The sequence below is a fragment of the Flammeovirga agarivorans genome, assembly GCF_012641475.1.
In the GTDB taxonomy this organism is placed as follows: domain Bacteria; phylum Bacteroidota; class Bacteroidia; order Cytophagales; family Flammeovirgaceae; genus Flammeovirga; species Flammeovirga agarivorans.
The window spans coordinates 51809-71348 of the sequence record NZ_JABAIL010000012.1; the positions used below are offsets into that span (position 1 = coordinate 51809).

Annotated in this window: 14 protein-coding genes; 1 reads left to right on the top strand and 13 read right to left on the bottom strand. The window is 33.1% G+C overall.

The annotated features are described in order from the left end of the window. Positions 1-81 precede the first annotated feature (81 nt). The 7 genes from HGP29_RS24695 to HGP29_RS24725 form a co-directional block, all read right to left on the bottom strand. Complete coding sequence (locus HGP29_RS24695; protein ID WP_168885138.1) at positions 82-900, bottom strand: hypothetical protein; 819 nt, start codon at positions 898-900, stop codon at positions 82-84. A 12-nt stretch (positions 901-912) separates the two neighbouring features. Then, positions 913-1416, bottom strand: coding sequence for a hypothetical protein (locus tag HGP29_RS24700; RefSeq protein ID WP_168885139.1), 504 nt, complete (start codon positions 1414-1416; stop codon positions 913-915). A 91-nt stretch (positions 1417-1507) separates the two neighbouring features. Continuing rightward, on the bottom strand, positions 1508-2554 hold the full coding sequence (locus tag HGP29_RS24705) for a glucosaminidase domain-containing protein (RefSeq protein WP_168885140.1): 1047 nt from the start codon (positions 2552-2554) through the stop codon (positions 1508-1510). Between the two features lie 138 nt (positions 2555-2692). Then, positions 2693-4432 (bottom strand): toxin-antitoxin system YwqK family antitoxin, encoded by a 1740-nt coding sequence (locus HGP29_RS24710; RefSeq protein ID WP_168885141.1) that lies wholly within the window; start codon positions 4430-4432, stop codon positions 2693-2695. A gap of 13 nt (positions 4433-4445) precedes the next feature. Next, entirely contained in the window at positions 4446-4775 is a 330-nt protein-coding gene (locus HGP29_RS24715; RefSeq protein WP_168885142.1) for a hypothetical protein, read from the bottom strand. A 70-nt stretch (positions 4776-4845) separates the two neighbouring features. Continuing rightward, positions 4846-5967 (bottom strand): response regulator, encoded by a 1122-nt coding sequence (locus tag HGP29_RS24720; protein WP_168885143.1) that lies wholly within the window; start codon positions 5965-5967, stop codon positions 4846-4848. After that, positions 5939-8377, bottom strand: a complete 2439-nt coding sequence (locus HGP29_RS24725) for a restriction endonuclease subunit S domain-containing protein (protein WP_168885144.1) — start codon at positions 8375-8377, stop codon at positions 5939-5941. The genes HGP29_RS24720 and HGP29_RS24725 overlap by 29 nt, the downstream gene beginning before the upstream one ends. 127 nt (positions 8378-8504) lie before the next feature. Here HGP29_RS24725 and HGP29_RS24730 point away from each other — a divergent pair, with 127 nt between their 5' ends. Further along, a complete protein-coding gene (locus HGP29_RS24730) occupies positions 8505-9983 on the top strand; it encodes a sigma 54-interacting transcriptional regulator (protein WP_168885145.1) in 1479 nt (492 codons plus the stop codon). A 51-nt stretch (positions 9984-10034) separates the two neighbouring features. On the opposite strand, the gene HGP29_RS29090 is transcribed toward HGP29_RS24730, so the two are convergent. From HGP29_RS29090 to HGP29_RS24760, 6 genes are all read right to left on the bottom strand, one after another. Continuing rightward, entirely contained in the window at positions 10035-11846 is a 1812-nt protein-coding gene (locus tag HGP29_RS29090; RefSeq protein ID WP_168885146.1) for a TonB family protein, read from the bottom strand. A 100-nt stretch (positions 11847-11946) separates the two neighbouring features. After that, positions 11947-12171 (bottom strand): hypothetical protein, encoded by a 225-nt coding sequence (locus HGP29_RS24740; protein ID WP_168885147.1) that lies wholly within the window; start codon positions 12169-12171, stop codon positions 11947-11949. 62 nt (positions 12172-12233) lie between these two features. After that, on the bottom strand, positions 12234-12668 hold the full coding sequence (locus tag HGP29_RS24745; RefSeq protein WP_168885148.1) for an energy transducer TonB: 435 nt from the start codon (positions 12666-12668) through the stop codon (positions 12234-12236). A gap of 120 nt (positions 12669-12788) precedes the next feature. Then, the gene (locus HGP29_RS24750) at positions 12789-14678 is read right to left on the bottom strand and encodes a serine/threonine-protein kinase (RefSeq protein WP_168885149.1); all 1890 of its coding nucleotides are present in this window, start codon (positions 14676-14678) and stop codon (positions 12789-12791) included. 247 nt (positions 14679-14925) lie between these two features. After that, positions 14926-17085, bottom strand: a complete 2160-nt coding sequence (locus HGP29_RS24755) for a serine/threonine protein kinase (RefSeq protein ID WP_168885150.1) — start codon at positions 17083-17085, stop codon at positions 14926-14928. Positions 17086-17122: 37 nt separating this feature from the next. Further along, the gene (locus HGP29_RS24760; RefSeq protein ID WP_211093409.1) at positions 17123-19540 is read right to left on the bottom strand and encodes a BspA family leucine-rich repeat surface protein; all 2418 of its coding nucleotides are present in this window, start codon (positions 19538-19540) and stop codon (positions 17123-17125) included.

Genomic DNA, 19540 nt, shown 5'->3' on the forward strand with positions numbered 1-19540 from the left:
TCAGGGAAATTGATATTTTAAGTTTTAAAAAAAAGGAATCTACTGATGCGATTAAAATCTCAGTTTAATTCCTTTAGTTTATTATAATTCAATAGTTCTATCCGCTAAATAAATCATTTGGAGGTCTGGAACCCGATGTTTAGGTACTTTCATCTGAACAAAATAAAAATGATCTGATTTTTCTTGCCTTGATATCACTTTAAAATGATCTGAAAGTGAAAATGATCTTTTATACCATGTGATATCTTCTTCAGTTGGTTTTAATTCCCACTCAGTACAGTAGATAAAGGACAAGACATAATCTTTATCTGTTTCTAACATATTGTAAAATAGAAATTGAATGAATGGTGGTAATGCTTGCTTTGCCTTTCGCTCTTTTTCCCAACTTTTGATATAATCAATATTTAATGAAGTGTAGTCTTGAATTTTTTTTACTATAAAGGTCTGCTGTAAGTCAAATACAGTTTCGTTTATCTCTATTCCTAATAAAGTATTCGATTCATTTAGGTTGAAATTAATGATCTCGACCTTCATCCAATAAGGTTCACCAGTTCCTTGAAGTTGACTATTATAAGTAATATCAATTCTTTGTGTCTTTCGATTAAAAAAAGTAGTAGAAAATTCTGGGTAAGGTTCATTGTTGTTTCTCAATACAGGAATCAGAAAAGTTAACTCTTCAAATTCCCTTTCTTTATGATCTACTTTTCTGTTGTGATGAAGATCAAATAGCCCTTCAATAGAAATGTATTGATTTTCACCCTCAGCTAATTCTTTCCAAAAATTATAATAGTATACCTCTTCTGGATTATTAAAGTTAATGGGGCGCTCAAATCCATAACTCAAACAAAAAGAATCGATTGAAACGAAAGACAATAATACTATTACCATAAAATACTTCATAGACACTACTTATTAAATCAAGAATTTATTTTGCTCTAGCTCTTTCTGTCTAACATACATCACAATAGACTTTCCAAACATTGAAAAGGTAAACAACACAACCGGCTCATCTAGACAATCGCATCTATATCCTGGTTTAAATTGATGTATAGTGAATTCGATAATAGAATCATGGTAACCTTCAAAGTAATTATCGCTTGTAAAAAAGGCTCCTTTTCCTTGATGAAGGGTATAATATTCCTTCTCTTCACTAGTTAAGAGTTTACCGTATTTCAGTTCATACACCTTCCTATACTGACCATTGTTCAATAATCGATATACTTCTGCATGATATTCTCCATCTTTATTTTTCAAGGATAACTTCACCTGTTTTTCTAAAAACATCTGACTTGTTTTGGGTATTTGATTTCCGCATGTGGCTAAGAAGTTTCTTGTTACTTTAATGGGGTAAACATCGATATTTTGTGAGTAAGCAGAAACAGTAAAAAACAATAGAAAGAACAGAGTACGCATCATATCATTCATTAGAGTGAAAAGAAAGAAGTACCTGCCATAACGTATATGGCAGGTTGGGGGTAAAGAGTCGGTTAATCACCAACTAACTATGTCACATTGTTTGGACATTTTCCAGTTGATATTTTATAATAATCTCATTCAGTTCGGCCATTTCGTCTTGGTTGATGTAACCCACTTTTACCAATAGCTGAGTCCACTCCTCATAACTTTTATCGGCATTCAAAAACTTCTTTGGTATTCTATAGTTTTTTAAAATGTATTGAGCAGCGTCGTTATAGCTTTCCTCAACGGATGGATATACTCTGTAGACTGTTCCTTCGGCAGTTTTATAAGTACCCCAATCCCAATCTTTATAAATCGTTAGGCTAAAATGATTATTCGTAAATCTTGCCATATCACTATTACCAAAATCTGAGTAATAAGCACCTAACGCTAATATAATTTCAGCAGGAAGACTGTATTCTTCTTCTACAGCAAGAGCATACATTTCAAATTTCGGATTGAAATACCTCTTGTGTGATAAATTCTGAATAACACCCAACTCATTTATTTCTTCACCTTCATAGAGTTGTACTGTATTTGTTTCTTCCTCTGCCTCTTCCCATTCCGATGCTTCAGAAGGATAAGGAGATGAATAATTTTCTAGAAACGCAGCCACATCTTCTTCGCTTGCTTCTTTCCCTAAGCGAACAACACTCAGTAATAAGTGCATTTTATCTTTTTCTAAAAACCCTCCCCATGAAGCAAATTGTTGATTATCTGATGTTAGAAATGCAGTAGTCGGGTATGATAAAGGCTTTTCAGAAATAAACACTTCAAATTCATGAAAAGGTGTTCCTTCTAGTTCATCCTTTCCGTATTCTTCACCGTTGAAAGTAAAAGTTCCGGAGGTTTCAGGGTTAAATTTCACCGCCCAATAATGTTCATTGATATAATCAATAATAATTGGGTCTGCATACGTTTTCTTATCTAATTCTTTACACCAGCCACACCAATCTGTGTAAATATCTATAAGTATGGGCCTTGCTTCTGTTTTATTTCTTTTTTCAGCTTCCTGAATAGTGATCCATTCGATTTCAGCTCCTATTGTAGTCAATGAGAGTAAGAGCAATGTGCTTAGTGAAAGTAATAGTTTCATGATTAAAGAGATTAGTGAAATAATTTATTTTCACTTACACATTATTCATAAAGTATACCAACAGAAAAACACAATGAAAATCAATATTTTATTAAAAAATTAACTCAATAATAAATTTAAATAATCAATATTTGAGCATTAATCACCAATAATAGAGTTTAAAAAATATAAAAACTGATCTACTGAAAAATTAAGGTTCTTTATTCCAAAGATAGGCTGTTCCTTTTCATCTAAAATTAGAATTGGCAATAGTTGGTTCGTTGGAGATGTAATTATTTCATAGTTCATTTTTTTAGGGTCATCATCGAATACTACTACATGCATTGAAGAATAAGTCTCCTTTTCTTGATCACTCATATTTTGAAACCTATAGCAGTATAAATTTTTCTTCACGAAGTCAATCACCTTCTCATCATAGAAAATGCGTTTCTTCAAATCTTCAAATTGATTAGAAGGAACATACTCGTCCATCAGAACCAAACATTTAAAGTCAACATAAAAGTACTTGATTGGATTTTTCGCAGTGTAATTCCAGTAGATCGATTTATAATCCTCATTATAATAATCTCTTCTGATCTTGTTGTTTCGAGAATTGACAGTCAGCTCAAATTGTAAAACATGATCCCAATCTGTTTTATACACTCTACTGATTTTATTGTCTGAAAATTGAATATGAAAGTAATACCGTAGCATCGTTCTATTCGAATACATCACACTTTCTACCTCTCCTTTGTCATTTGTTTCTATTTCCAGAATGTGTTTATCAAGATCTGCTGTCAAAAAATCATCCCCATTTAAAAGGATCTGATCATTTACCTGATAATGCTGATCTATCACTTTGTTATTCTTATCAACAATTAGATATACTTTTAAGTCACATTGCCTACATGCGGGAATTAAATGAGGGTTTATAACAAATAATCTATTTCCATTAGCAGAAGTAAAGATTTGATAATACTTCGAATGATCAGTATAGTTATATTCCACATCACGCCAAGTCACTGAAATTAGTGAATCTGATACCACTTCTTTTTTCAGTAATTCAGACTGTTTGTTATATAAGTATATAACCTTATTTCTATAATCTGGACTACGTTCTGTAATCACTTTAATTTTGTTAGAGCCTTGATAGAAACCCGTCGATTTTTCCCAATGATTCTCCCAATTAAATTCTTCTAAATAGGTCAGTTGTCCCTTCCTATCATAGGTTTTCTCATATCGAATAGTACCTTCTGTATATTTTTCCGTTTTCAGTTTTCCATCTTCATAGTAAGAAAGTGCTTTCCCTAATATTTTACCTTCTTGGTTATAATGTGCTTTGTATTTCAGAGACCCATCATCATAAAACGAAGTTTCGTCTCCTACATTTCTTGAAATTTTTTGGTTATAAAAATAATGTTGGACCAAAATGGATGTATTTTTTGAATAGGATTTCTTTTCTATGACCTCTTCGTTTCCATCCTTATAGTCAGCGTATGTGGTATAAGCTTTTTCATACTTTCTCCATATACCTACTTTTTTATTATTGACTAGCAATCCTTCCTCTGCTAAAATTCCATCATAAAATTGCTGCTCATATTGTGAACTATCGTTTAGAAAAGTTACCTCTAATTCTTTGTCACCTGAATAAGCATCATAAAACTTCCAAGAACCTATCAATGTATATTGACTTGAATCGTAAGCATGACGAAACGTAAACAATGTAATCGAGAGCGAAGCAGTATCTACTTCTTCATGGAGAACAAGGTTTCCTTCAGACTCTACATTGTAACCAAAGTCATACGTTTTATGATAGATAGATTGGGCAAAAGTTTGATAATTAGCAAGAAAAAGTAATAGACTAAAAAAAAACACTTTCTTCGATACGGTCTGTAACATTAATATTATTCAGTTAATAGGTAAATACTTGCTCAAAGCCTCCACACTCTCTAAGACAAATTTCTTTCTCGTAGTCTGAAGTAAAAAATCCTCTGCGATCTATTTCTAAAAGTCCACAGATTTCAAAGCCTTCCATTGATTCGATGGTTAAAATAAACATCCCCGGTTCACCGTTGAATGCTCCTTCTATTTCTCCTACCTTTTCTCCCTCAAAATATACTTTACCTCCTTTGTGGTGATAATTATATATTCTGATAGTTCCATTACTACAATAGTCTCCACATGAAAAAAATTGTGTAGCAAATACTAATAGCAAGAATGATAAAGTTTTAATTTGCTTCATTTGTTGAGAATTTTCAGTTACTAATGCATCCTACTTTCCTAGTTAGCATCCATAGTAAGTGAAATCTCAATTATAAATAATACTTCACAAAATAAGGATACCTCTTCCTTGTAGTAGGACTTGTGTTTTTTTCAAATTGCGTTACTTCTATTTCGTCCCCTTCCTTATTGTGATCATAGACAAAGCGTTTATTCAATAGAAACTCACCACAATGGTAATTTCCGAATTGATCTTTTTCTATAATCCCTTTATAATTTTGGGAAACTACTTCTTTCCAATTATTCGCTTGTGGATGGGTATCTATAAAAGACTTAAACCAACATAGCACATCAAACAGCTGATACAATACGCCTTTAAGAAGGTAGTTTTGAGTATTCAACTCTAAGTGTCCATCCAAACTCGATCGATGAGAAGCAGGCTGGGTAACGGCCAAAATAAACTTCACTTGATCCGCAATTAATCTTGGAAAATAAGGTTGATTTAGCTCGAATCCGTCTACATCGAATCCTGCACAAAATCTATTCGAGGGGCCTAACCTCACTTGTCCGTTGGGTACTAAGGCCAAGGGTATTAAATCTTTTCGATACAACACTTTGAAGAGATCTTCCAATAACTTTCGGATGGGATTGAATAGGTAGACTTCCAAGTTGTTATTCACTTCACTATCATCCTGAATAATGGATAATAATGTGATCAATTCTTTTTCTGTATGCTGCCCTAAGTATTGATCAGAACAAAGTTTAAAAAGCTCGTAATGTTCATTGCGAATCTTCCAATTCACCGCCTCTTCCTGTACAAAGGTTTTAATTCGTTCTATAAGGCGATTGTCGTCCTTTCCCTTTAAGAAAAACTCACTATCGTCCTCATCAAAACCATATGTTTCTCTAAAGGATTCATCATATTCCAGATTTTTTACACCAGTGAAGGTAAAGAACTTCATCTCTTGGGTAGTAAAAAAAGACACCGCTTCCTGATAGGCCTTTTGCCCTACTTTAGTACTTCCTTTTTCGAGGTAAAAACGAACATCCAAGATCACAGCATCAAAGTGATTCTTTTTATTTAAAATCACTTCTTTGGCTTCTTCCAGGCTTTTTACTTCGAAAATATCCAGACCTTTCGTTTCAGCATTTACAATAAACGATTCTAATTGATCCAGTTGATCATCAACTAATAGTACCTTTATTTCTAACATCACAAGAGAAAAATAACTTATAGCATACAGAATATTCGCTATTCCTATCTAAATATAAGTCAAATTCTCCTTTCATGGCCTTCATTGTTCTATAAATATCATTCCCTCCAAGGCCTGTATTAGAATTTCGTTTCGACGTTTGTCCTCTTTCAATCAAAGCATTAAAATCAAAGTCATCAGGAAATGGCTCTCCATTATTACTAATTTCCAAGCAAAGGTTCGTTCCTTCTTGATTTTGAATTAGGTTGAACTCTGCTTTTAAAGCATAGCTTTTAGTACGGTCAACAAACCCATGATGAATAGCATTTTGGACAACATTATCTACCACTTTTACAAAAGCATCTTTGTTGAGATAAATATTGATATCAATATCTTTTTTGGGTTTCTCGTACTCAAACGTAAATTCTTTACGGTCTTTGAAACGTCGCTCTAAAAAAGAAATCACTTCCGGTATCGGTACTTTTTCTAATGGATAATCTTGTCGAAGTTGATCCTCGAAGCTCTTCAGCCAATTATAAATATCGCCACTACTTTTCTTTACTTTATTCACTTGATCACCAAAAGTTACCTGTCTTTTTTTATTGATCACAGTAGCTAAGTCAATATCATAATTTCCATTTTCAAGAACATTACCGATCACCTCAATGCTCGACTGAATGGTAGAAAGTAAATGGCCAATATTATGACGAAGAGACCTATATTCTTTATAAAAGTCTTCCTTCAAAGCTAGATTAGCTTTTTCCAACCCAATTTCTTTTGCTTTTGAATGTACATAAGCCTCTCTAAAACCAACCACTTTTAATTTCTGATCATGAATTGAGATAAGAGGAATCTTTATTTTCAAGAAATCATCTATTATGATTTCCTTTATTACATTTCCATTGGCATAGGCCTTCAGTTGCTCTAAGAAATAATCCGAATGCAGTTCATTAATCAAATAAGGAACATAAATTTTATTTTCATCTACCTGAAAATACGTCAGACTTGTATCTGCTATTATTCCAATCTCTTCCTGATGCGTCACCCAACCATATTGCAACTGTTGATTTTTTAAATGCTTTAAGTGACAGATAAAACAACTCTGGTCGATGGTTCCTTCATTTTCAATCCAAAACTTTTCTCTTAGCTGATCGATTTCAATTTCATAATTCAAAAAGCTTTCGCTGAGATCATCGGAGGTTAGTTCGATAAACTTTGAAGTATAATCACTAGTATCTGAAGCAACGTTTAAAACAGTGAGCACATCTCCCAATGTGATGTATGTTTCCTCTGTATCATCAGCTTTCAACAAATACCTTCTAGGTGAAAGGTTGAACTGATTTTCTTTCAACTCGCTATTACTTACGATAATCGATTGTAGGCCATCGTCAGTTGTTTTAGCAGAAAATTGCACATTGGGTATATCCTGCTTTCCTTTTTTGAAGAGTAAAAGAGTATCTAGTCCATTCAGTATTTCATCACCTAGATCATAAATTTCCAACTCTGAAATACACGACAAGAAATACTCTTTATAACTTTTCAACTCTTGCTTTTCAAGAAAAGAAGAATGCACAGCCACTACAGCCCTCCCTTCATTTTTTAATAACCTTAAGACGATATCGACAAGATACCAATGCGTATTTTCGGAGGATATTTTATGCTGAACTCTTTCATTGGCCAATGATACTGCTATTGCATTTTCATCATCTACTTTAGGAGGATATATACTGATGATCGCGTCTTCTAAATCTTCCTCTTCTGTTTTGAATATATCGCTCTTTTCCTTTTTTAAATCGTGATGCTCATTGGATAAAAAAGTATACATAAAAACAAGCTCTCCAAATAGCTGGTCTTTTGTGACAAGTTTTCTAAACTGTATACTTAAATGTAAATGATCACTCAAATAATTTTCAGAAATCAATAGAGCATGGTCCACCCCTTCAGTAAAAATTTTTGAGGTAGACATTATCTGAGAGAGTATTTTTTGCTCGAAAAGTTCCTTGTCTTTAACATGAGAAAACTTTCGATGCATCAATTCTTCAATGGTAAATTGGAAAAGTGAGAGAATAGAATGATCGTCTGATTCGATATTATCTAATACATGGGTATAATCATTTCCATAAAGATCATTTTCCTCCATATAAATATCTAGTTCGTCAATTCCTGTTATCTCCAATTTGATATAGGACAACAACTGAGTGAGTTCAAAAAAAGGAAAATCTTTAATCCTGTCTTTTACCGTAAAATCTCCAGAAAAAGATACAGACTTATTCTTACCTTCCTTTTTATCCCTTCTTTCTAGCTCTAAAAAAAATAAAATATACGCTAGACCAACCAATTGATCTGTTCGTACTCTTTGGTATTCTTTTTTTGCTTCGATCTCAAAAATTGACTGACGGAATAATTTATATATAATCTGAGGTTTGTTCATGATGATCATTAAGTATGTTAGCTAAAGACATGCATAGATAATACCAAGTGATTTCCTTTGCTATAATTCAATAAATAACTATTTTTCATATCAATAATTAATTTACCACTCAAATATTGAATATAAAATGAAGGTCTTAATTTCTTTTATCGCTTTTTCACATGACTTTATCAATACTGAAGATCATGAATTAAAAGTCAATAAAAAAGGAACGACATATAGTTTTTATCAAGATGTATTTGAGTCTGAAAAATATGACAAGCACCACTTAATCATAGCTTCACCAAGAAATGAAAATAGAGTGCGACAAAACCTATTAATCAACACACTGCAAGAAGATTTCCCCCAACATAAAGGTAAAATTGTTCGCTCAGAATTGATGATCCGAGACATTATCAATCACTCTGAGATTTCATCTGAAATCAGAAAGTTTTTAATTGGATTAGAAAGTGAAGATGTCAGCCAAGCAGATTTATTTATCTCACCCGGTACACCTGCCATGCAAACATGTTGGATTGTCGCTCACCTAAATCCAAACATCAAATTAAATACCCGTCTTATTCAAACTAAGAAGCCTTTAAATGAGGAAAAGACCAGTCTGCAAGAGGTGTATTTTGAAATGGGAGGTATTCCTGAAAATGTGGAGCGTAAGTCTTTATATATTGAGAGCAGTAATAGTGTTGAACATAAAGAAGATTTCTTGCTTATTGATGATCTAAAAGATGTATACTCTAGAGCAAGAATGGTCGCTGAAAGTAAAGATGTTACTACGCTTATTTATGGAGACACTGGGTCTGGTAAAGAAAATCTCGCCAAAAGCATTCACCTGTTTAGCAGTAGAAGAGAAAATAAATTTGGAGCTATAAACTGTTCCGCATTAAATGATGAACTTCTTGAAAGTAGACTCTTCGGGCATAAAAAAGGTGCATTTACAGGGGCTATAGACAACCATAAAGGAATCTTTGAGCAATGCAACGGCGGCACAATTTTCCTTGACGAAATCGGTGATATTTCTCCCAAAATGCAGCAAACACTACTAAGAGTATTACAAGAAAAAGTGATTACACCTATTGGCGGCAATGATAAAAAAATAGATGTTAGGGTAGTTTGTGCCACACATAGAGACTTATCAAAAAAGTGCGAAGAAGGAACATTTCGTTGGGATCTTTTCTACAGATTATCAGTAGTAGAACTCAACTTACCCTCATTGAAAGATATTTCAAAGGAAAGTAAAAAAGCATTAATTAAGCACTTCTTAAAAACACAGCAACGCTATTTCAAAAGGAAAAAAGTAATGAAGCTCGCTCCAGAAACGGAGAAAATGATGATGGATTATCATTTCCCTGGAAATATCAGAGAACTAGAAAATATTATTATGGGACTCTATGTTTTTAATAAAGAAGGGGAAACTGTTACGCCTGCAGAACTCCCACAACGTATTGGCAATGCTATCGACAAACAAGTCAACTCATTAAAGCAAGATTTCATTCTTCATCAACACTACCATAAGGTCTATCACTTAGTCAATAAGAATAAAGCCAAAGCCTATAAATTGATAGGTGTATCTCAGAATACCTTTGAGAAATATTTTAATATGAGTTTTTAGACATTAAAAAAGAGTAGTGAAAAATAATCCACTACTCTTTAATACTTTATGTTAACCTAATTTAAAGCTTATTGGTAAAACCATTCTCTGTTTTACTTTTCGACCCCTTTGAGTACCAGGTTTCCATTTCGGAGCTTTCCTAATTACTCTAACAGCCTCTTCATCACATCCTGCACCGATACCCCTTACAACTCTTACATCAGTAAGGGACCCATCTTTATCTACTACAAATTGAACGTATACTTTACCCTCTACTCCCATTCTTTTTGCCTGTGATGGGTATTTCATATTTTGACCAACCCATTTATAAAATTGTCCCATACCCCCAGGGTATGCAGCAGGATCTTCAACAATCTCAAAAATTTCTTCGACTACCTCCTCTGGTTCATTATCTATTTCAGCTTCACCTATTGCCATCTCAAGGTCTATGATTGCTTGTTCAGCATTTGTTCTATATTTCCCTTTTTTATAATTGGCTAGATAACTTTTATACGCTGAAATTGTATTAGTTTTTCTAGCCTTATCCCAAGCTTTTTTATCTTTTGCTTTAGCATATGCTGCTCGAAGTGCACTAATTCTACCTTTTGCATCCTTCACATAATTTCCTTGTGGATATTCTTTAAGATAAGCTTGGTAAGCACTTACTGTATTTTTCTTTCTAGCTGCATCATACGCCTCTTTATCTTGTTGCTTTAATAACTCTTCTTTGGAAAGTTGAGGTTTTGTTGTTTCTACTTTAGCCTCTTCTGTTTTAGCTGGCACTGCTTCTGAAATAGTTTCAGAAGATGGTGTTGTTTCGTCTCCTCCATAAAAAACAACAAAGACTGTAGACAGTAATACTATAATACCTACTGCTACACCGATAATTATCTTTTTATTGTTATCTCCATCACCTTTTGTCACCGGAATAGCCTTCTTCTCTTCTTTTACTTCTACTGACTTTTGTAAAGATGGACGTTCTTCAATAACGGTCGCTTCGCTATTTTTGGGATTTGTTTCAATCACCGTATCATCACCTAAAATAGGTAATGGAAAATTATCCACATCAGATAAAGCTGAACTGAATTCTTCACATGACTGAAATCTTTGTTCCAAATCTTTAGCGGTCGCTTTATCAATTATAGCCTCTAACCGTGGAGTTACTTCGCTATTAAACTGACTTGCTCTCGGCAATGGCTCTGAAACGATTTTATTCATTACATCCCACTCTGATAAAGTAGTGGTATCGTAAACCCTCTGGCCCGTTAATAATTGATATAAAGTCACTCCTAAACTATAAATATCACTGCGGTGATCTAAATGCTTCGCACTTTTTACCTGTTCAGGAGACATATACAATCTACTTCCCATCAAAGCATTTGTACCCGTTAACGACAGCTCTAAATTATCCTGTAGCTTAGCAATACCAAAATCTAGGATAATAGGAGTTTCATCTTTCTTTACCATTATATTAGATGGCTTAATATCCCTATGTACAACTCCTTGTCCATGGGCAAAAGAGAATGCTTCTAGGACTTTTTGAAAGAACGTTATTGCTACATCAGGTGATTTTATCTCAGGATGAAGTTGAATATGTTCTTTTAAATCAACCCCATCAATAAAATCCAAAATCATGATCAATTGCTTGCCATTATCTTCATAATTGAGAAGTCTAACAATATATGGGTGACTTAATTTATATAGTGCCTTGGCTTCATTGATAAACCTTTGGCGAACTGTTTCATTAGAAACAAAAGCCGAGTCCAAAACCTTAATAGCTGCTGGGGTTTCTAATTGCTCATGTATACCTAAGTATACTTTAGCCATCCCTCCTTCACCTATTTTTTTGGTAAGTCGATAGTTAAAAATTACAGAATCCAACATGATGTTAAGACGGATTTAAGTTAGGGTTGAGTTAAAAGAGTGATAAATAATTTGAAAGATTGAAATACCTATATCTATATAAATATGATTTTATTGAACATTAAACTGCACCTGGTGTAGAACCTGCATGGGTACACCCTACAACAGTACCTTGTCCAATAGGTGTTGAAATAATATCTCCTTCCGAATAACCATAATTTGGTACTCGAGTTTCACCTGCTGGAGTAATTACTTTTACCCAATCACAATACAATGAATTGTCTTCTTCATAGGTACAACTAACAAAGGGGATTGTAAGTAATAATACTACTATTATTTTTTTCATAATTGTAAGTTTGCTCCTGAGTAAATCACCCAGAAATGGTAAGAATCTATTTTATATCAGTGCTACGATTTCTTATTCAAGAATTTCTTTCTGGCTTTATAGTCAAAAGATATAGGTAACATCATTTTTTGTCTCACTAATTTTTCATTATTCTTTGCAGGAATCCATGGAACTAATTTCTTTACGATATCTTTCGCTGCTCGATCACATTCTTCATTTAGAGATCTTTCAACTAAAACATTGGATACCGTACCATCTTTTTCAACAACAAATGATATATACACCTTCCCATTTAACTTACTTTCAAAAGCCGAAATTGGATAATCTATCTGCTTTTGTACTTCCAAGTAAAATGCTCCCATACCCTTTGGATACCCTGCCGGATCTTCTGGATTTTCATAGACTGTTGTATCAGATAGTATCAACTCGTCAGACATTGAGCCATAAACAGTAGGTGCAATAAAAAATAAAGCACTAAAAAAAATTAAATATTTCATGGTAAAGATTAATAAGGCAGTTTCATTCTACAGATGATAACACAGAGAAGTCTTGAAAATTATTCTAGCTCTTAGAAAGATTTCTAAAAGCTAGAATAATACTTGTTTATATAAAATAGACTAGAAGACTGCTTTTTTGCCTTCTGATAATTTAATGGCTTCATTAATAAGGTCTACTAGATGAAGAGGTGTCAATTTATAATCAACGTTTCCTGTATACTCATTAATATTATCCCAATTAAACGGAATGTTCACTTTTTTATTATAATCTGAATTTCCTTCACTATCTAACGGTATTACCGTTTCATAATTATAAGACATAAAGTAAGATGTATTTCCATCTCTTAATGATAGAGATCTAATTCTAAATCCATCTTTAGACTTTTCGAAATTATTAGAAGATAGAGGTTTTAATGAAGATAATTCAAAATCATCATAGTAATCACCTTCACTATCCCAACCATAAGCTGTACTTAATTGATTGGCTTTCCATTTCTCCCAATGTTCATGTATAAATAGCTTACCTTCTTTAATATACATGTTCATATTCACTTCCAACTTATACGCTCTTCTTAGACCACTTCTTGCGAAATACTGTTCTGAATCATAAAGTTTTGTCAATTTTGTAAGTTCAGTACTAATAGCAGCCAGTCTTGCTTGTCTTACCTCAAATTCTTGTTTCGATTCTTTAGGTTCCTCTACTACAACTTCTTGAACAACCACTGGCTCTTCTTTTTTACGAACAGGTTCAGGCTTTGTAACCTGAGGTCGTGGCTTAGGTTTTGGTGCTTCTTCTTGAACTACTTCTATAGGAGTTTCTTCTTCTGGAGCCTCTTCGTCAATGTTCTCTTCTAAAGATGCAATAGATAGACTATCTACTAAACTATCACTTGCGATTTGCATAGATGTCTCCTCAGGGGTTTCCTCTACTACATTTGCTGTCACTACAGAATCATCTGATGATGATAATGAGAAAGTGAGAATAACAATTAATAGAACGACTGCCGCTGCTGCACCACCGAACATGATCATCTTCTTCTTTCGTTCTTCTTCATTATCTGAGCTTTGGTTATTCTCTTTAGGTATTGAAGCCTTTTCTGTAGGGACTTCATTGACAGGAGTTGTATCAATTTTAGTCTCTTCAAAGTTAGGTTCTTCTTCTATAATGGTTGAATCATTAAATTCATCCAAGTTATTTAAAGCATAAGAGAATTCCTCACAAGATTCAAAACGAGCGTTAGGGTCTTTTGCTGTCGCTTTCTGAATAACTTTATCTAAAGCAGGAGTAATATTTGTGTTTTTTGAAGAAGGCAATGGCAGTGGTTCATTGACAATCTTCATGATTAAATCATATTCTGAAAGTGTATTGGTATTGTACGCACTTTCTCTTGTTAAGAGTTGATAAAGAGTGATACCAAGACTATAAACATCCGACCTTTTATCAATATGCTTAGAACTTTTAATTTGTTCTGGACTCATATAAGGTCTACTACCCATCATTGCGTTAGTACCTGTCAACGAAATCTGTAAATCGTCGGCTACTTTGGCAATACCAAAATCTAATATTATCGGTTTTCCACTAGACGTAACCATTATATTAGACGGTTTAATATCTCTGTGAATAATATTATTTTGATGGGCAAAATTAAAGGCTGCTAAAATTTGAATAAAGAAAGGAATAGCATTCTCTAATTCTGAAATTGATGGATTCTGTTCAATATAGGTTTTAAGATCAATACCGTCAACATAATCCAATATCATGACTAATTCTTCTTCAGATTCATGATAATTTAAAAGTCTTACAATATTTGGGTGTGATAATCCATAGAGTGCTTTTGCCTCATTGGAAAATCTTTTTCTTACATTTTCGTTAGTGGTTAAATTCTGATGTAAGATTTTGATGGCTGCTTTTGTTTCTAATTGTTCATGTATCGCTTCATAAACTGTGGCCATCCCGCCATCACCAATTTTCTTGGTGATTTTGTAGTTAAAAAATGTCTTTCCTATCATTTTAGGGTAAGGGTAGAAGTTGTTGAATAGAAGGTAAAAAAAATAATCTGCCTCTGTATTTAGATCCTGATTGCTATAGAACTAATTATCGGTAAAGAAGCGTGATTCACAAGTATACAAAATTTAATTTACGTTAAAAAGAGTTCTCTTTTTGAATTAATAATAGGTTCAATTTAAGATGTACTATAAGTAGTTTTCAATGAAAGAGATACACCAGTATTGAAACTGGAGATATCTCTTCATGTATCTATTTTCGACGTTTAAACAACCCTTTTCTTTCTGCTGCTTTCAATACAGTTGTTATATTTTGTGCTGTACCAATGGTGTAATACTTTTTTTCATAACCTATAAACGAAAAATAAATAGTTTCACCTGTTTTTACAGACAAAGAATAATTACCATTATAATCCGAAACAACACCTCTATTAGTGCCTTGTACTATCACAGAAATTCCTGGTAATGCATTTCCATATTCGTCTGTAATATGGCCTCTAATTGAAGTGACTTTTTTGAATTTTTTCAGAAATTCTTTTGCCTCATTTACATGTTTTCCATTGGGGTATTTTAGCAAATAATTACTGTAAGAAGATTCTGTATTTGTTCTTATCGCTTTTGCCCAAAAATCTTCCTCTTCTTTATTTATCTCTTCATTTTCAATTTTTAAAGTCGAAATAAAAAGCTCAGCATCTGTTTTATAAACACCATAAGGATATGATCTAAGATAATACTCATATGCTGATATTGTATTTTGTCTCTTTGTGGATGCCCATAAATCATTTTCTTCAAATGAGGCCTGATTTGTCTTTAGTTCCTCAATTTTCTTTTGTGCAACCACTTTATATTTTCCTTGAGGATAATAGCTTAAATAAGTGCTGTAAGCAGTTATTGTATTTTGCTCTTTTACAAAGTTCCAATATTTTACTTCTTCAGCATCTTTAGCATCTGCTTTTAACTTATTTATTCTACTTCTCGCACTTGTTTTAAATTTCCCTTGAGGGTAATAACTCAAATAATTTTCGTAAGCTGATACTGTATTTTTCTTTTTTGAAGAAACCCATAACGATTCTTCTCGCAAGGTCTTTATTTTCTTCTCTGCTTGTATTGTATATTCTCCATTAGGATAGGATGATAAATAACTTTTGTAAGAAGTAATACTATTTTCCTTTTGTGCTAAACTCCAAGATTCATCCTCTGAACTTTCATCTATCTCACTTTTGGTGATATTATCACCTTGAGTAATTACTTCCTCACTCGTATTTTCCTCTTCGACAGCTGGTGCTTCTGAAAGGGTTATATTCTCACCTTCCAAATGATCAGAAGAGTCAGTGGTAAATGAATAAAATAATACTCCAAATAAAATACAGAAACCTACAACTCCTGCAGCAACTAATGGAAGTTTATTTTTACTCTCTTTATCCTCATTAATAACATTGTTTTCGCTTTTTTCATCACTCTGTACAATGTTACTAGTTGTGCTATTGGAAGATAAATTCTCTTCAATTATTGTGTCTTCTACAGACTTTGAAGGGAGAGCTTCTTCATAAACTGTCGCTTCATAGTCTATTTCTGCTTGCTCTAACATTTTATAGTTGACAAGCGCTTCAATAAACTCTACACAGTTTTGATAACGTTGAGTAACATCTTTCGCTGTAGCTTTATCGATTACTTTTTCAATACCACTAGTCACATCTGAATTCTTGCTACTTGCTCTAGGTAGTGGTTCAGTAACGATCTTATTCATTACATCCCATTCAGAGAGCGTTGTTGTATCGTAAGCATTTTCACCAGTGAGCAATTGATATAATGTCACTCCTAAACTGTAAATATCACTACGATGATCTAAATGTTTAGCGCTCTTAATCTGCTCTGGAGACATATATGGTCTACTCCCCATTAAGGCATTTGTACCTGTTAAAGACGCTTCCATATTATCTTGTAATTTGGCGATACCAAAATCCAAGATAACTGGATTCCCATCCTTATTCACCATTATATTAGAAGGTTTGATATCTCTATGTACCAATCCTTTTTTATGTGCATAAGCAAAAGCTTCTAAAACCTTTGCAAAGAAAGGAATCGCATTATCTACTGATTTAATTTCAGGATGTTTCTGAATATATTCTTTAAGGTCTACACCGTCTACATATTCCAAAATCATGATTAAATGTTCCCCATTATCATCATAATTTAAGAGTCTTACAATATATGGATGAGATAAAGAATACAATGCCTTCGCTTCATTAATAAAACGCTGGCGTACTTTTTCATTTTTGGTAAAGTTCTTATGTAAAACTTTTATGGCAGCAGGTGTTTCCAAATTTTCATGGATACCTAGGTAAACGGTTGCCATACCCCCTTCACCAATCTCTTTGGTGAGTTTGTAGTTAAAAATAGTTTGGTTAAGCATATCTATAAAAATTATAGTATTATTTCAAATAAGGCTTTTAATACTTATTCACATTAAGTACTCTATCATCTGATGATATATAAATATAATCCTTAAACTTTTTCCCTTCATAGGTTAGTTTATAAGAAAAACCATCAAAATCACTAACAGAAAATTCCGGTTCATAAAATATTATCTCTCCTTTGTCATTTGTATACCTTGTATATTTCGTTATTCCTAACCTATTTCTAAACTCTATTTTAGCATTCTTAATTATCCTATCGTTAAAACCAGTAACTATAACCTTCATTGCATATTTTTCTACTCTTTTGATCGTACCTGTTATGTCAGCTTTGGTTTTAATTGGTTGTTGACTCCAAGTCTTAATAAAACCTTTATTAAAAGAATCTGCTCCTTCAAACATGTCACTCATATCTTTTACATTACTTACATCCCAATGTGATATATCGGAATTAAACGACTTTGCTCCTTCAAACATAGAATTCATATTAGTGACATTACTTACATCCCAATTTGAAAGATCACTATTAAAATAATGTGCCCCATGAAACATACCTCCCATATTAGTTACATTAGAAACATCCCACTTAGATACATCTCCATTGAATGAGTAAGATGTATTACTTTTTCCAGATGACGTCACCATCATTCCCTTGATATATTTTTGGAAAAACATATATTCCATTTCGGTAACATTACCTACATCCCAACTTGATATATCGGAATTAAATGATTCTGCACCTGCAAACATCCTACTCATATTAGTAACATTACCTACATCCCAATGTGATATATCGGAATTAAATGATTTGGCACCATTAAACATCTCATACATACTTTCAACATTGCTTACATCCCAATTTGAAAGGTCATCGTTAAAGTCTGTTGCACCTTCAAACATACCTGCCATATTTGTTACATTACTCACATCCCAGTTTGAAATATCTCCATTAATACTAGTGGCTCCATAAAACAAGTAGCTCATATCTGTAACGTATGTAGTAATTATATAAGTTAGATTCTTACCGTCTTCGACATATTTTTTTAATGATAAATAATCTACAACTAAATATGCATTTCCATCAATTTCTACCTTATCACCTACTTTATAGGTTTCATCACTAGAGTTATTTGAGGAAAAGTTTACCTCTTCATTATTAGTATTCTGATTATTATCTATATCTGTTGGCGGAGTATAGGGTTCTTCTTCAGTTTTAGAAGGATTATTATCAATAGTAGCATTATTCAATGATGAGCCTGTTTGTGTAGCGTCATCAATACCTTCTACTATTTCCACATTCTGACTTTCTTCTATCTTTTCAGATTTCAAAACTTCAACAAGGTCAGGTTCTTGTTCTTTAACAGTTTTATCTACATCAGAAAAAGAATAATAAAGAATCCCTGTAATTAGAAGTATCCCCACAATACCAGCGGTAATAAATGGAAGTTTACTATTGTTTTTATTATTGATATTATGAACATCTGAAGAGGAAACCTCTTCTGTAACTTTTCTTGTTTTAGTTTCTTGGGAAACATTTTCTTCTACTACAGTTGACTCTAAGTCATTTGTTTGAGCGTTATGCTCCTCTACAAAGGTTGCTTCGTCAATAATATTTTCAACGTCTAGGCTTTTATAATTAATAAGTGAAGTAGCAAACTCATCGCAGTTTTGGAAACGGTCTTCTGCTTTTTTTGCTGTCGCCTTATCAATTACTTTTTCAATGCCAACACTAACCTCAGTGTTCTTTTCACTAGCTCTTGGTAATGGATCATTTACTATTTTCATGATCACATCGTATTCAGAAAGTGTTGTTGTGTCATAGGCATTTTCACCCGTCAACAATTGATATAATGTTACACCTAAGCTGTAAATATCACTTCGCTGATCTAGGTGTTTTGCGCTCTTTATCTGTTCTGGAGACATATATGGTCTACTTCCCATCAAAGCATTTGTTCCAGTTAAAGAAGCCTCCATATTGTCTTGTAACTTGGCGATACCAAAATCTAAGACCACAGGATTCCCTTCCTTATTCACCATAATATTTGAAGGTTTGATATCTCGATGTACCAATCCTTTATTATGTGCATAGGCAAATACCTCCAAGACCTTTGCAAAAAATGGGATAGCATTATCTACAGATTTGATTTCAGGGTGCTGCTGAATATATTCTTTAAGATCTACCCCGTCTATATACTCTAAAATCATGATTAGATGTTCTCCATCATCTTCATAATTCAAGAGCCTTACGATGTATGGATGAGATAAAGAATACAATGCCTTCGCTTCATTGATAAAACGCTGACGGACTTTTTCATTTTTGGTAAAGTTCTTATGTAAAACTTTTATGGCAGCAGGTGTTTCCAATTTTTCATGGATACCCAGGTAAACAGTTGCCATACCTCCTTCACCAATCTCTTTGGTGAGTTTGTAGTTTAAAATTGTGTTATTAAGCAT

Coding starts and splice junctions, on each gene's coding strand:
- HGP29_RS24730 (WP_168885145.1), top strand. CDS start 8,505: ATGAAGGTCTTAATTTCTTTTATCGCTTTTTCACATGACTTTATCAAT.
- HGP29_RS24705 (WP_168885140.1), bottom strand. CDS start 2,554: ATGAAACTATTACTTTCACTAAGCACATTGCTCTTACTCTCATTGACT.
- HGP29_RS24755 (WP_168885150.1), bottom strand. CDS start 17,085: ATGCTTAACCAAACTATTTTTAACTACAAACTCACCAAAGAGATTGGT.
- HGP29_RS24715 (WP_168885142.1), bottom strand. CDS start 4,775: ATGAAGCAAATTAAAACTTTATCATTCTTGCTATTAGTATTTGCTACA.
- HGP29_RS24760 (WP_211093409.1), bottom strand. CDS start 19,540: ATGCTTAATAACACAATTTTAAACTACAAACTCACCAAAGAGATTGGT.
- HGP29_RS24710 (WP_168885141.1), bottom strand. CDS start 4,432: ATGTTACAGACCGTATCGAAGAAAGTGTTTTTTTTTAGTCTATTACTT.
- HGP29_RS24745 (WP_168885148.1), bottom strand. CDS start 12,668: ATGAAATATTTAATTTTTTTTAGTGCTTTATTTTTTATTGCACCTACT.
- HGP29_RS24740 (WP_168885147.1), bottom strand. CDS start 12,171: ATGAAAAAAATAATAGTAGTATTATTACTTACAATCCCCTTTGTTAGT.
- HGP29_RS24695 (WP_168885138.1), bottom strand. CDS start 900: ATGAAGTATTTTATGGTAATAGTATTATTGTCTTTCGTTTCAATCGAT.
- HGP29_RS24725 (WP_168885144.1), bottom strand. CDS start 8,377: ATGAACAAACCTCAGATTATATATAAATTATTCCGTCAGTCAATTTTT.
- HGP29_RS24750 (WP_168885149.1), bottom strand. CDS start 14,678: ATGATAGGAAAGACATTTTTTAACTACAAAATCACCAAGAAAATTGGT.
- HGP29_RS29090 (WP_168885146.1), bottom strand. CDS start 11,846: ATGTTGGATTCTGTAATTTTTAACTATCGACTTACCAAAAAAATAGGT.
- HGP29_RS24720 (WP_168885143.1), bottom strand. CDS start 5,967: ATGTTAGAAATAAAGGTACTATTAGTTGATGATCAACTGGATCAATTA.
- HGP29_RS24700 (WP_168885139.1), bottom strand. CDS start 1,416: ATGATGCGTACTCTGTTCTTTCTATTGTTTTTTACTGTTTCTGCTTAC.